Annotated in this window: 11 protein-coding genes and 1 pseudogene; 3 read left to right on the top strand and 9 right to left on the bottom strand. The window is 38.0% G+C overall.

Translation table 11 applies throughout. The features are described from left to right. Positions 1-112 precede the first annotated feature (112 nt). Positions 113-1,579, top strand: a pseudogene (locus ACFQ18_RS09675) (sodium/proline symporter); the annotation flags it as partial. Next, positions 1,576-2,061, top strand: a complete 486-nt coding sequence (locus ACFQ18_RS09670) for a hypothetical protein (protein ID WP_060668045.1) — start codon at positions 1,576-1,578, stop codon at positions 2,059-2,061. The pseudogene ACFQ18_RS09675 and the gene ACFQ18_RS09670, both read left to right, overlap by 4 nt. Positions 2,062-2,267: 206 nt before the next feature. Here the strand turns inward: ACFQ18_RS09670 and ACFQ18_RS09665 are convergent, their stop codons facing one another. The 6 genes from ACFQ18_RS09665 to ACFQ18_RS09640 all read right to left on the bottom strand — a co-directional run bounded on the left by ACFQ18_RS09665 (position 2,268) and on the right by ACFQ18_RS09640 (position 10,022). Further along, complete coding sequence (locus ACFQ18_RS09665) at positions 2,268-3,440, bottom strand: M20 family metallopeptidase (protein WP_052771649.1); 1,173 nt, start codon at positions 3,438-3,440, stop codon at positions 2,268-2,270. Between the two features lie 740 nt (positions 3,441-4,180). After that, positions 4,181-5,671 (bottom strand): sodium:solute symporter family protein, encoded by a 1,491-nt coding sequence (locus ACFQ18_RS09660; protein ID WP_204798187.1) that lies wholly within the window; start codon positions 5,669-5,671, stop codon positions 4,181-4,183. Then, positions 5,668-5,868 (bottom strand): DUF3311 domain-containing protein, encoded by a 201-nt coding sequence (locus ACFQ18_RS09655; RefSeq protein ID WP_060668047.1) that lies wholly within the window; start codon positions 5,866-5,868, stop codon positions 5,668-5,670. Before ACFQ18_RS09655 ends, ACFQ18_RS09660 begins: the two co-directional genes overlap by 4 nt. Positions 5,869-5,963: 95 nt before the next feature. After that, positions 5,964-7,475, bottom strand: a complete 1,512-nt coding sequence (locus ACFQ18_RS09650) for a CoA-acylating methylmalonate-semialdehyde dehydrogenase (protein ID WP_060668048.1) — start codon at positions 7,473-7,475, stop codon at positions 5,964-5,966. A 26-nt stretch (positions 7,476-7,501) separates the two neighbouring features. Then, positions 7,502-8,641, bottom strand: a complete 1,140-nt coding sequence (gene ald, locus ACFQ18_RS09645; protein ID WP_047184298.1) for an alanine dehydrogenase — start codon at positions 8,639-8,641, stop codon at positions 7,502-7,504. Between the two features lie 25 nt (positions 8,642-8,666). Continuing rightward, complete coding sequence (locus ACFQ18_RS09640; RefSeq protein WP_060668050.1) at positions 8,667-10,022, bottom strand: aspartate aminotransferase family protein; 1,356 nt, start codon at positions 10,020-10,022, stop codon at positions 8,667-8,669. A 182-nt stretch (positions 10,023-10,204) separates the two neighbouring features. Between ACFQ18_RS09640 and ACFQ18_RS09635 the strand changes: the two genes are divergently transcribed. After that, positions 10,205-11,827, top strand: a complete 1,623-nt coding sequence (locus tag ACFQ18_RS09635) for a PucR family transcriptional regulator (RefSeq protein WP_047184300.1) — start codon at positions 10,205-10,207, stop codon at positions 11,825-11,827. An 82-nt stretch (positions 11,828-11,909) separates the two neighbouring features. Here the strand turns inward: ACFQ18_RS09635 and ACFQ18_RS09630 are convergent, their stop codons facing one another. From ACFQ18_RS09630 to ACFQ18_RS09620, 3 genes are all read right to left on the bottom strand, one after another. After that, entirely contained in the window at positions 11,910-12,908 is a 999-nt protein-coding gene (locus tag ACFQ18_RS09630) for a zinc-dependent alcohol dehydrogenase family protein (protein ID WP_047184301.1), read from the bottom strand. A gap of 166 nt (positions 12,909-13,074) precedes the next feature. Continuing rightward, a complete protein-coding gene (locus ACFQ18_RS09625; RefSeq protein ID WP_204798186.1) occupies positions 13,075-14,313 on the bottom strand; it encodes a Zn-dependent hydrolase in 1,239 nt (412 codons plus the stop codon). Between the two features lie 24 nt (positions 14,314-14,337). After that, positions 14,338-14,547, bottom strand: a complete 210-nt coding sequence (locus ACFQ18_RS09620; RefSeq protein WP_047184303.1) for a hypothetical protein — start codon at positions 14,545-14,547, stop codon at positions 14,338-14,340. Positions 14,548-14,550: the final 3 nt, after the last annotated feature.

The following is a 14,550-nucleotide window of genomic DNA, read 5'->3' as shown; positions in this document are numbered from 1 at the left end:
TGTCTTGAGTTTGGACGGTGTTATATTTATTATTTATATTCTAACGCTGTTAATGATTGGCCTTTGATTTTCGCGAAAATCATCGGAGTCCTCAGAACAGTATTTACTTGGAGGAAGATCTCTTGGACCAGCTGTTACAGCAATGACGATGCAGACGACCGCTATGAGCGGATATATGTTCATGGGGGCGCCCGCACTTGCCTTTCAATATGGTTGGTACGCAGTTTGGTATGCGATTGGGGATGCAGGAGGATCGATTGTTAATCTATCTGTTCTCGGTAAACGGATGAGAAGAATGTCCGAACTTTTGGGAGCGCTTTCACCCATTGAGTATTTAGAAAAAAGATTTGAACATGCAAGTGTTCGTGTGGTAGGATCTATTATTTCTATCGTGTTCCTCTTCGCATATGTTTGTGCACAATTTATTGCTGCAGGAAAGGCAATGGCTACACTAACGGGATTTCCATATGAAATGTCCCTCATTATTGGTATCAGTGTGATTATTATTTATACGGTGGCAGGCGGTTATTTAGCTGTTGCCTATACAGCCTTTGTACAAGGTATCATCATGGTAGCCGGAGTTGTGGGGATTGGGGTTCTAGCATACATCCACGTAGGCGGATTGACCAGTTTAAATACAGCCTTAGGAAATATTGACCCAACCTATTTAAGTATCTGGGGTAAAGATTTAGCCTTTTATGGCCAATGGGGAGTTGTGTTAGGTGCGATTTTAATTTTTTCAATTGGATATATGGGGCTCCCCCATGTCGTTGTCCGTCATATGTCTATGCAAAGTACAAAGACCGTTAAAGGCGCTATTTTAATAGGAGCCATTTGGAATCAATTTTTTATCTTTGTTCCATACATCTTAGGACTTGCTGGTATTTTACTGATCCCAACAATAAGTGATCCAGAAATGATCATTACAGAATTAGCTTATACGCTATTCCCAGGCTTTTTTGCTGCACTCCTTTTATCAGCAGTTATGTCAGCCGTTATGTCTACCTGTGACTCTTTACTAATACAAGCAGGTACAATTCTATCACGTGACGTCTATCAAAGGTTTATAAATAAAAATGCAAAAGAGAAAACAACCGTTCTAGTGTCAAGGCTGTGTATTCTTGGTGGCGGGATTGTTGGAATTGTTGTTGCAATTTTTGAACCGCCTTCTATTTTTGGATTGGCTGTCTTTGCTTTTGGTACACTAGGAAATGCCTTTCTTGTACCTTATGTAGCATCTGTTTATTCTAAAAAAGCCAATTATATCGGATGTTTATGTGCGATGATTGGAGGAGCTACGACAAATATTATTTGGACTTCTATGGATCTGGAGGCTGTAACAGGACTTCATCCTTTCTTAGCTGGATTATTAGTTTCGCTTATAGGCATGATCATCGGAAGCCGATTTGGACGAAAACCATCACAGCCAATCTTAACGATATTTGAACAATCGAAAAACAAACGCTCCTTCTCTACGCAATTTGATCAAAATATTGCTCGTAGTCTTGCACCAGAAGCTAAAAATATTTCTAAGTTTCTTGCAAAAGAATCAGGAAGCGTAAGGAATAGTTTCTCATGAGTCTGATCTTAACGCAGGAACCACAGTTTGTTCAGCAAGAGGTACTCAAGGGATTACAGCAATATGATAAACGAGCAAGTGTTCAGGTAAACACGATGATTCTTTATCCATACTATTTCTTAGAATTTGAAGTCAGTGCTAAAAGTCTGCTTAAGTTCAACGGGAAAATCGCCTGTACGATTGACGCGATCAGCGGACAAGGGGCAATTATTGATGTACAGCCGGAATTTATACAGCGACCAATTGTTGACGAGAAAATCCTCCCTATTGAGATTTCAGAGAAAGAAGCGGAGCAGCTGGCTGAGAAGTTTATTTTTCAAGCAGCGACACAAAAAGCTAAATTCATAACGATTCCTACGGTGACCATCCATAGCACAGCTTTATTTTACCGTCCGTTTTGGCTTGCAGAATACAACTCAAAAGTAAGCGGAGGCCGGGAAGTCATAGTGGATGCGATTAGCGGAAGTTATCATCCTTTATAATACTAGGAAAATTAATACTATAAGAGCCAGTTTTAATGATTGCCCTTTTTTTGTAATAAAGATATAAGTTATAATTTTTTTACCCTCCATTAACACCAAAAGATAGGGTCATAGCTTTGACCCTATCTTTCTACTATCCCACTACTACACTTTTAATAGATGGTATTTTTCAAGGAAACATGGGACAAATACACTGTCATAAGCCATTACTGGGACGTTGAACCTGTCCCTGCTTCCAGCACCATCTCCGTTAACACTTCCGTACATAAATCAATTTGTGCAATCTCAACAAATTCGTCTATAACATGGGCTTGATCTAGATGCCCGGGGCCAAATACTAAAATATTACGATTACCAGTCCTTAATCCAATCATGCTAGCATCTGTATATGCAGGGAATCCTGTTTTCTCTAGCTCTTTTCCTGTTACTTTCAAATAAGCCTTTTCAAAAGGAGCGATTAATGGGCAATTCAAATCTGTCTCGATTGGCGGTCGTTCCCAGCCATAATGTTGCACCTTTGCTTGAGTTCCCTTTACATTTGCACAACCTTCTTCAACGGCACTTGTAACTATTTGGTTCGCCTCTTCTTTCGTCAACGGTGGAGCAAGACGGAAGTCGACTTCGATACGACAGGAACCCGCTACCATGTTCGTTTTATGTCCTCCACCAATCGTACCTATTGAAATAGTGGATTTACCGAAAATGTCATGATCATAAGGTAACTTTTTCACTTTTTCTTTTAACTTAACGATTATTTCCGCTGCTGCATGGGCTGCATCTGCGCCTAAATGAGCATTTCCTCCATGCGAGCTTTTACCTTCGACTAAGATTTCATACCAAATTGTTCCTTTATGAACCGTAGATAAGGTTGCATTCGTAGGTTCTGTCGCTATGATTAGAGCATCATTAGGGATAATTTGTTCATCCACAAGTGCGTTAACACCCTTCATATAAGGACCTTCCTCATCAACGCATGCAATAACATACAAATCTCTATTCAAAGGAATATTATTTTCACTGATATGCTTAATCATTATTAACGCACAAGCTAGGCCACTCTTCATATCACATGATCCACGACCATACAATTTTCCTTCCACAATTTCTGCCCCAAAAGGATCCACCGTCCATTTTCCTTCTACTGGAACAGTATCCATATGAGCAATAATAACAATTGGAGGTAAATCGGATGGATTACCCTTATACTTCGCAATCACATTCGTTCTACCTTCCTCTACTCGTTGTGTCGTAACATTGACATTATCTAGTTCTTTCAAATAATTCTCTACAAAAGTAGAACATTCGCGCTCCGAACCATTTGGATTTTCTGTAGGTATTTGAACGAGCTGTTGTGTTAACCGGACTGCTTCTGAAAACATCATAAATCCCTCCATTATTAATCATCAAAAATATGCGCTAATCACTTAAACGTCTTCTCATCTTATTTCTTCAAATTTTCTATCAATTCGGGGTGATACTCTTTGTTATAGTCGTAACGTACATCATCAAACCGTTTTACCACGTTTTGATCTGTTCGTTTTAGAATTTAGCTAATTGTAACGAATAAATTTCATTAGGTCACGGTGGAGCTCGTTTGTGTTTTAGGGTTCTAAAGCAACCATTTATCGCTAAGCGGAAAATAATAAATGTGGCAATGATTAATACACCAATCATTATCTATACTCCTCCTATATATCATTTAGATTCTGTGTTCGTTTATTTGCCTCCCCAATTCGTTAAATAACAAAATCCAAATAATAAAAATGGAATGCTGAAAACAAATGTTTCTGCTTTATTCGCTAACACAATCATTGGTGTTTCCATCATAATGTTGAGGTGAATGATCAAGCTATACAACTATTTTTTCGAGGATATTTAGACAACTTAGAAAATCTCTTTCCTTTCTTTTACGTGTCAGCGGGGTCATAATTCTCTGTCCTTATCATTCTAGTATCATCACTACTTCACATTTTTTGTTAAAAATAACGATCTTCGATATCTTCTTTTGATAAGCAAGTCCAGTGACACCATTCTTTTCTTATCTTCCAAATTGACTAAACTGTTCAATTAATGATTTTATATGTGGTAAATTACATGTTTGCATACCATTAAACCCTTATTAATAATTTATTACTTCATCTGGCATATTAGATTGATTTTGTTTACGGACAATCGAATTTGTTAACAGGCTGACAATCACACCAACAGCGATATTTACAAGAATTGCTACAAACCCTATATTAATATCATTGATTACACTCGGAATATTAGGAAAAATGTTAACAAGTTTAAATGATGTTACCGCATTAAACAATACGATGAAAACCCCTGTTAAAATCCCCGCCATTGCACCAAATTTGTTCATATACTTTGAATTGAAAAAGTTGAAAGCCATTGCTGGTACTAATTGTGTGATTAACCCGTACGACATAATGTTTAAAATAGCTAATGCATTACCTCCTTTCAACACAAAAATATACGCAGTTAAAATAATCAATACAACAAACACTTTTGACACAGTTAATTGCTGACGATCGGTTGAATTTGGCTTGATTAACTTGTAGAAGCCCGTCATTAAACCAATTGCCCCTGACGTTATCATCACTGATACCGGTACAAGCGCCGTTAGCAAACCCGCACCACCGACAATTCCAACAAACCACGGATCAAATGTTTGTGTCACTAAACGTAATAGTGACAAGTCACCATCAGCCCCTTGAAGCCCCGGTACTTGCACAATCGCCGAAAATCCGATAAAGAACGCAAATAAAATTAAAATTGTATACAAAGGTAATGTCACAGCATTTTTCTTTAATGTACTTGGGCTCTTCGCCGATAAAATTACAGTGAATGTCTGTGGCAATAAATAGAATCCAAATGCATTTAATACAATAGTCGAAATAAACCATGATACACTGTATCCCTCTGGGGCCAGTGTAAGCGCATCTGGTTTTACTGCTTGGACCGCTTCAAACATCGGCTGAATCCCACCAAAGTAATGATACGGAATATAAATTCCTAAAAATACAATAACAAATAAAATCATAATATCTTTCAATATTGCGGTCCATGCTGACCCATGAATACCAGAAATCACAACATACATTGTGACAATGACTGCACCAATTGTCGATGCCATTGTAGGTGTGATAGCTCCGTATGATGCTTCCGAGACGATAATCCCTAATCCTTTTAGTTGGATCACGATATACGGAATTAATGCAATAGTTCCAATAAACGCTACAACAATCCCTAACCCTTTACTGTTATACGACTTCATAAAATATTGTGGCTGTGAAATGATGTTATTTTTTTTGGCAAAGATCCAAACTTTTGGGATAACCCAATACGACAACACATATGCTAAGCAAATATACATTGGGACATAATAAGCCGCTGAACCGTTCGAGTATGCCCATCCACTACCACCTAGAAACGTAAATGTCGTGTATACTTCCCCTGCGATTAATAAGAAAATGAATAACGTACCGAAGCCTTTATTGCCAACAGCGAATTCATCAACATTCATTTTCTTTCCAAATGTAGCCCTAATCCCTAAATACAAAGCTATCGCTGCAAATAAAAAAATAATTATTAATGCTGAATTCATTCAGTTTCACTTCCTTCATTTTCAGGGTCTAATTTATACACGATAAATAAAATGAATGAAGATAGGAGCATCCATAAGACAATCCAAAATAGTAAAAATGGCAACCCTAACACATATGGTTCTACACGATTAGCCCATGGTAACAACACACACATTAAAAAAGGTACAATTAATAATAACTGAAAATACTTTCTCATACTTTCACCTCACAGCCTTAAATTTATATAATGATATGTAATCGTTTACAGTAATTTAAACAAAACAATATTGGGTCAAAACGACCCAATATTATTTAACTACTAGGAAAATCAAAGTTTGTTTCACTATCTTTATCGTCTAAATCAAACCATCGTTCTGAAACAGTTTTCGTTTTTGTAAAGAAGCGAGCGGTATCTGGTCCAAACATTTGTCCTTCCCCATATCTGGAGCCTTTCCAACCACCAAAGTTATGATAGCCAACAGGAATTGGAATTGGTACATTAACTCCAACCATTCCTACTTCAATTTCTTGTGTGAATTTCCGTGCATGGCTGCCGCTATTCGTAAATACTGTTACACCGTTTCCATATTGGTGATCATTGATTAAGTGAATCGCTTCTTCTATGGTATCCACATTCACAATGATACGCGCTGGTCCAAATACTTCTTCCTTATACATGTTCATTTCTGGTGTAACATGATCAAGTAATGTTGGACCAAGGTAGAATCCTTCATTATTCTCTACTTCCGGATTTCTACCATCAACAAGGATATTCGCTCCTTCTTTTACCGCATCGTCAATGGATTGAAGGATACTTTGTTTCGCTTCCGCACTAATGACAGCACCAAAGTCAGCATGTTCATCATCATACGTACCGACTTTTAAATTTTCGACTTTTGCTTTCAATTTTTCTGTAAAGACTCTCGCTGTTTTCTCCCCTACTGGCATCGCAACTGAAATCGCCATACAGCGCTGTGAAGCTGCTCCATAAGCTGCTCCGATAAAGGAATCCACTGCTTTATCAATATCTGCATCTGGCATAATAACCATGTGGTTCTTTCCACCACCAAAAGCATTGACGCGTTTGTGATGTTTGGTACCTGTCTCATAAATAATCTCAGCGACCTTCGTAGAACCAACAAAACTTATAGCTTCAATGTCTGGATGAGTAATAATAGCATCAACTGTATCTTTATCCCCGTTCACAACATTCCATACACCAGAAGGTAATCCAGCTTTTTCCCATAGTTCCGATATAAAAAGGGCTGAGCACGGAACCTTTTCAGATGGTTTTAGGATCATCGCATTTCCAACCGCAACCGCCATCGTACTCATTGCTAATGGGACCATGACTGGAAAGTTAAAAGGAGAAATACATGTCACAACACCTAATGGTTGTTTCATAGAATACGAATTAATATCGCCACCAACATTTACTGAATGTTCTCCTTTGATTAGATGTGGTGCACCAATGGCTAGATCCACGGACTCAATGCCTCGACTAATTTCTCCTTTGGCATCTGAAATCGTCTTTCCATTTTCTTTTCCAATCAATTGGGCCATTTCTTCTGTATGCTCCACGAGCAATTGTCTGAATTTGTGAAGAACTTGTACTCTTTTGCCTACTGATGTTTTAGCCCACTCTATTTGAGCTTTTTTTGCAAGTCTTACCGTTTCATCCACTTCTTCCTTTGTTGCATAAGCTACGGTAGCAATCTTCTGTCCTGTTGAGGGACTGTAAACAGCCCCATAGCGATTGCTTTTTCCTTCTACTTTTTCCCCATTAATATAATGGGGAATAGATTCTACTGTAACAGCCTTCACTTTCGTCCCCCCCTACTTTATAATTTCTACTTACTTCCAACTTTTTCTTCCCTTTGAAAAAGAGTACTTGCTTCTCGATAATCTAACCCATGTGCTTCTGCAACTGCTTTATATGTTACATGTCCTGCCACTGTATTAATTCCTTTATATATTGCCTCATTATCTTGTGCCGCTTTCTGAATTCCTTTATTGGCAATGGTTAACGCATAAGGCAAGGTTACATTCGTTAAACTTAGTGATGCTGTTTTAGGAACCGCACCAGGCATATTGGCTACTGCATAATGGACAACACCATGTTTTTCATAGGTTGGATTATCATGTGTTGTGATTCTGTCCGATGTTTCGAATATTCCACCTTGGTCAATGGCAACATCTACAATGACAGATTTCTCCTTCATTGCTTTTACCATCGATTCTGTTACGAGTTTCGGAGCTTTTGTTCCTGGAATTAATACTGCTCCAATTACAAGATCTGCTTCAGCTACCGATTCTGCTATATTTAGCGGATTCGACATCATCGTTTGGATTTGGTTTCCGAATAAGTCATCGAGTTCACGTAAACGTGCCGGATTTAAATCAATGATGGTGACATCCGCTCCTAAACCGATAGCGATTTTAGCCGCATTCGCTCCTACTACGCCACCACCAATAATCGTTACTTTCCCGCGACTAACACCTGGCACACCACTTAGTAGAATCCCTTTTCCACCCTTTGGCTGCTCTAAGAACTGCGCCCCAATTTGTGCGGCAATTCTTCCTGCCACCTCACTCATTGGCGATAATAATGGAAGAGAACCATCTTTTTCCTGAATTGTTTCATATGCAACACTTGTCACTTTTGAATCCGTAAGCGCTTTCGTTAATTCAGGCTCAGCAGCAAGGTGAAGGTAGGTGAATAGAATTTGATCTTCACGGAAATAGCCGTACTCCTCTGGTAGAGGTTCCTTTACTTTCATGATCATATCTTGTGACCAAACCGCTTCCCTATTTGCTTCGATTCGTGCACCAGCATCTTGATATTCTGTATCCGAGAACCCAGAACCTAAGCCTGCTCCTTTTTCAATAACCACTTCATGTCCTGCACCGACTAAGGCATCTACCCCAGAAGGTGAGATAGCTACTCGATTTTCATTGTTTTTTATTTCTTTTGGAATTCCGATTCTCATGTTTATACCCCTTTTCATTCTTATATTACATATTTTCTTTAAATACTTTCTTTAAAATTGCAATCATAAAATCAATATCATCATCGGTACTAGACAAAGGCGGGCTCAACGTTAAAATGTTATTATAACCGGCAACTGTGTCTCCATTTTTCCCAACAATTAACCCATTATCTTTACATGCTGCGATAATCGTTCCAATTCTTTCTTTCGATGCTGGCTCTTTTGAAATCTTATCTTCTACCAGTTCAATCCCAACCATTAAACCAACACCACGCACATCTCCTACATAAGGATGTGTACGTAATTCATCCAATTCTTGTAAAAGTCTATCCCCTAACTGCGCTGAGCGATCAAATAGGCCTTCTTCCTCCATGATTTCAATGTTCTTAAGAGCTAAGGCGCAAGCTGCTGGGTTGCCTCCAAATGTATTGACATGGCGGAAATGACTATTTTCTTCCCCACTCTTAAATGATTCATAAATATCCTTCCTAACAGCTGTTACAGATAACGGTAAATAGGCACTTGTAAGTCCTTTTGCCATCGTAATGATATCTGGTTTAATGTTAAAATGCTTATGACCGAACGCTTTCCCTGTTCTACCAAAGCCACAAATAACTTCATCAATAATTAACAGGACACCATGTTTATTACAGATTTCTTGAACCTTCTCTACATACACTGGATGTGGTATTAGGATACCGCCACCTGTAATGACCGGTTCCATAATAACTGCTGCAACCGTTTCCTTTTGTTCCCAAATAATTGTCTGTTCAATTTCCTCTGCACGTTGAATATTGTATTCTTCTATCGAAATTCCTTCTGGTTTACGGTAGTTATCTGGAGGACTGACATGTAAAAATCCAGAAGTTAGAGGTTCATATTTATATTTCCTTAACGCTTGACCAGTAGCAGACAATGCTCCCATTGAACTACCATGGTAAGCACGGTATCGTGAAATGACTTTATAACGATTCGGATCACCATTTTGCTGATGGTATTGTCGGGCGATTTTGAATGCTACCTCATTTGCATCGGAACCACTGTTGGAGTAGAAAATCATATAATCATCGTCAAGCATTTCGTTAAGCTTTTCTGCCAATTTAATTGCAGGTTCATGGCTTTGTGTCATTGGAATATATGCGATTTTCTTAATTTGTTCATAAGCAGCTTGTGCTAATTCTTCACGACCATAACCAACGTTGACACACCAAAGACCTGACATTCCGTCTAAATAACGGTTTCCTTGTTCATCAGTAATCCATGAGCCTTTTCCTTCTTTAATGACCATTGGTGGGTTCTTTTCACTATATGGGGATATATGATGCCAAACATTTTGACGATCCCTTTCCACTAATGATTGTTTCTTTTCTACTGATTCCATCTAACATCTCCTCCCTTATCTTGCTAAATAAACATAATGTCCATTTCTCTAAAGTATCAAATTTGACAAAATATTGGGCATATTACACAATTTATTCTATACTAAATAAAGCGACTTTTCAATTTACATTATGTTAAATCTTTATCATTTCTCTTTTACAATATGAAAGGGGTTACTTTAAGATGGAAAAATGGCAGGTTACAGTTAACGATGTTCTTTCAAGAGGATTATTTCGAGAGTGCAAACTGGTTGCGGGACATGGTGGGTTGAATCGCGAAGTGAAATGGACCCATATTTTAGAAATAAGCGAATTTGAGTCTTTCATTAATGGGGGAGAGCTGATTCTAACTACTGGTTCTAGTATCCACTTTGATTCACCAAACGGAATCATTTATCTTGATAAATTAAGAAAGAAAGATATTGCTGGTATTTGTATAGAACTTGGAACCCACGTGAAAACCATTCATCCAGATATTATCCAATATGGAAATGCCCATCATATTCCACTAATTATCTTTGATACTGTTGTGAAATTTGTCGATATTACACAAGATCTACATACACTCATTATTAATCACCACCATCATAGGTTAAATCAAATCAATATATTTTCCCAAGAAGTTAACAAGCTATCCTTAATGCCAAATGGTATTTTAAAAATTTTAAAAGAGTTATATTCCCATTTAGACATTCCAGTTATTTTTTTAACGGACGATTCCAAAACATACTATTATCCGCCACTTGTAAAGGATGACATTCCATCTATTAAGACATCCATTGGACAGAATGTAACAAACACTCCTTTATATGAAAGTAATTTTTTGCAAGAAACGGATTATACCAACTTCCCAATAAAAATAGTTGGAAATAATTGTGGTAACTTATTCGTTAAACGTAACAAAAAAGATTTAGATGAATTTTCCCATTCTTTAATCGATCGTGCAATTTTAGCCATCACGCAAATTATGCTCCGTAACCGAACAATAGAAGAACGAAAACAAAATCTAGAGGAAGAGCTCATTCGTAAATTATTACAAGGTAAAGATTGTGCAGCAGACGATATTCAAAAGGTTTTACCCGCTCAAGCAAAGAATTTTAATTATAGATTATTCCTCATAGAAACGGCCTCACCTGACATGGAGTTGAAAGATGGAGAATGGGAAGAAATCAAATTGCAACAATCTCTCATGATTCGATCTTTATTTAAAAGCTATGGTTTTATACCTTCCCTATCCGTTAGTAAAAATGAAATCACGGTCATTGCTTCTTTTTTTAAACAAGAAGAAGCAAAGAAGGATACTGAAAGATTTACAAGAATCATAGAAGAGATCGGAAATATCGAGGAGCAAAAAATATTAATAGGAAAGAACTGTAGATTCGGGATTAGTAATATTAAAAATGATTACACAGAATTAAACAAGAGTTATAAAGAAGCTAAAGATGTCATCTTTATTCAATCTTCTAACCTTTTACAAACATACTTTTTCGAAAATATCGGGGTTTATCGCATTCTATTGAACTTACTTGAAAATCAAAAACTAGAAGATTATATTCATGAATACTTGGGGCCCATTATTAGGCATGATCATGAAAACAAGAGTAACCTATTAGGTACACTATCAACATACTTAAATTGTTTGGGGTCAAAAAAAGAGACTGCCGAGCGATTATTTATCGTTCGTCAGACCCTCTACCATCGCTTGGAAAAAATTGAAGAACTACTCGGAAAAGGTTATATGGAACCAATAAACCGTCAAGCAATTGAACTTGCACTAGCAGCCCATTCACTAAAGAAACAGACATAGGGACAGGTTTACTGTCCCTAACCTTTGTTAAGACGATAAATCTGTCCCTTCGACCTGTTAAAGCATTTCAAACCTTAAAATCCTACCAACTATTTTTCAAAACAATTTTCCCTACTGCCTTGCCTGACTCCAAGTATTCATGAGCTTTTGATACTTCATCGAAGTTAAAAATGTTGGAATCTAAAAGTGGATGCAGCTTCCCTTCTTCAACCAATCCTGTAATCTTCCGCAAAATTTCTCCATAATGTTTATGCATGTCTTTGTTTAATATCTTTAACAACATAAAGGTAACATGAAGTGATAGTCCTTTTGAATGCACTGGGGAAAGGTCATGAGTCGAACGGGTAGCAATGGCTGTTACCGTTCCATGCACCGCTGCCGCCTCAAAAGATCGATCAAGATTTTCGCCACCCACCGTATCAAACACCACGTCAAATCCTTTTCCGTTTGTATAATTCTGTACATAGTCACGAACCTTTTCTTCACGATAATTAATCGTTCCATCAGCACCAAGACGTTTGCCAATCTCGAGTTTCTCTTGTGAAGAAGCAGTTGTATAGACTGTCGCCCCTCCCCATTTGGCAAGTTGAATGGCGATGTGTCCTACACCTCCAGCGGCTCCATGAATTAATATATCTTGCCCTGGTATAAGCCTTGTACGATTAAACAATGCTTCCCAAGCTGTAATGGAAACTAATGGTAAAGCTGCTGCTTCTTCCATCGTCAAATTTTTCGGCTTATGTGCAAGTAAATCAGCATCAGCTAGCATAAACTCTGCAAGTGCACCGCCGCTAGTCCCCTTAAATCCACCCGCACATCCAAACACCTCATCACCAATTTCAAACTCGGTTACTCCTTCACCAACTTCAGATACCACACCTGCCACATCTCCATGTAATACCGCTGGAAGCTCAGGTGCAACAGCTGGAACCGCACCAGCACGAACTTTCGTATCAATAGGGTTTACACTCGTAGCCTTCACTTGAATAAGTACATGTCCCGGTTTTAGTTCAGGTTTGGGTATCTCTTTCAATTGAAAAACAGATGGTTCACCAAAAGACTGAATAACTTGTGATTTCACGCTAGTCACTCCTATACTTGTCTAAAAATATGAATAACCTTCATTGTCTATTATTAATAGAGAAGGTATCTCTTAATGCTATTATATAAATTATTAGAATAGAATGATAGTTTACAGCACCGAATAGGTAGTTTTTGATATACCTTCGCTAAAAAAGGTCATAGAATCATCTATGACCAATTAAATCCAATACCGTTTGCAATACAACGTTAACGCCTTTTTCACAATCCTCCCAAGATGTAAGCTCATCCTCTGCATGGCTCTTTCCATTAACACTCGGAACAAAAACCATGGCGGCTGGAAGATAAGTGGCAATAAACTGTGCATCATGACCAGCACCACTCGGCATACGCTTGAATGTATATCCCAAGGACGTGCAGGAATTCTCCAATGATTCCACAAGTTCTTCCTTAAACCAAACCGTATCACGATCCCAAAGTTTTGTTGCGGTCACCTCACATTTTTCCTTACCTTTTGATTCGGTAAGACCTTGAATAATATTCTCTACTTGCCGAATAGTGTTTACTTCTTTATGACGTGCTTCGATTGTAAATACAACCTTATTTGGAATAACCGTATGAATATTAGGACTTACATCCATTCTCCCAATCGTATAAACGAGGTCTGAATCCAATTTACTCATTTTTTCACGTATTTCATTTATTAAATGATTTGCTACAAAAAGAGCGTCCCTTCTCATTGGCATTGGAGTTGTTCCAGCGTGGTCAGAATCCCCAGTTACTTCGATTTCATAACAACACATCCCCACCACACATTCAACCACTCCGATATCCGTTGCTTCATTTTCTAATACAGGACCTTGTTCAATATGGAGTTCAATGAATGCCTTTGCATTCTGTAACCGATTCGCCTTATCCCCTTCATAGCCACTTGCTTTTAGGGCTTCCCCAAATGTAATCCCTTGTTTGTCAGTAGACTGGAGCATCATACCTTTATCGAAACGGCCCGACATCACGCCTGATGCCATCATAGAAGGTTCAAATCTTGCGCCTTCTTCATTGGTAAAATTCGCGATAACAATTGATACTTGTGGTTTAATGTTATTTTCAACAAGGGTACGTACAACTTCTAAACCTGTCACTACACCAAGAACACCATCAAATCTTCCCCCCTTTTCCACTGAATCTAAATGGGATCCCATTACTATTGGGGGGCTATCCTTATCTACTCCCTCTAGTGTCGCATACATGCTCCCCATATCATCCCACTTAACTGTCATTCCAAGCTCTTCACATACAGACCTGAAATGATTTCTAGCTTGAATATCGATATCGGTTAGCGCCAATCGGGTGACCCCGTTATTTTTTGTTCTTCCAATGTCCGCAAATTCTTCCAATGTATCTTTTAATCTTTCCCCGTTTATAAGCACTTTTTGCTTTTGCATGACTTCTCCCTCCATCTATAATCTTTACTTTCCCTTAATCAATAGCGTCGTCACATACTTTCTACTATCAGGATTGGTTAGTCGAATGGACTTCCTAGCAGCGGTGTTACCTAGCTTTTCAAACTTAACTACATCACCTTCTAAGGTTCCTTGAATGTTTTTAATAACATAATTTTGTTTTACCAATTCATCAATCACTTGTTTTTCTTTTATAAAATCCTCATAGTTCGACAAATC

Source organism: Oceanobacillus caeni (assembly GCF_042678465.1).
In the GTDB taxonomy this organism is placed as follows: domain Bacteria; phylum Bacillota; class Bacilli; order Bacillales; family Amphibacillaceae; genus Oceanobacillus; species Oceanobacillus caeni.
Note: the sequence above shows the minus strand (reverse complement) of the source record. Positions and strands in the feature narration are given on the sequence as shown.

Bases quoted from the DNA above. Each gene is read 5' to 3' on its own strand.
- ACFQ18_RS09670 (WP_060668045.1), top strand. From the start codon at position 1,576: ATGAGTCTGATCTTAACGCAGGAACCACAGTTTGTTCAGCAAGAGGTA.
- ACFQ18_RS09665 (WP_052771649.1), bottom strand. From the start codon at position 3,440: ATGTTTTCAGAAGCAGTCCGGTTAACACAACAGCTCGTTCAAATACCT.
- ACFQ18_RS09660 (WP_204798187.1), bottom strand. From the start codon at position 5,671: ATGAATTCAGCATTAATAATTATTTTTTTATTTGCAGCGATAGCTTTG.
- ACFQ18_RS09655 (WP_060668047.1), bottom strand. From the start codon at position 5,868: ATGAGAAAGTATTTTCAGTTATTATTAATTGTACCTTTTTTAATGTGT.
- ald (WP_047184298.1), bottom strand. From the start codon at position 8,641: ATGAGAATCGGAATTCCAAAAGAAATAAAAAACAATGAAAATCGAGTA.
- ACFQ18_RS09640 (WP_060668050.1), bottom strand. From the start codon at position 10,022: ATGGAATCAGTAGAAAAGAAACAATCATTAGTGGAAAGGGATCGTCAA.
- ACFQ18_RS09635 (WP_047184300.1), top strand. From the start codon at position 10,205: ATGGAAAAATGGCAGGTTACAGTTAACGATGTTCTTTCAAGAGGATTA.
- ACFQ18_RS09625 (WP_204798186.1), bottom strand. From the start codon at position 14,313: ATGCAAAAGCAAAAAGTGCTTATAAACGGGGAAAGATTAAAAGATACA.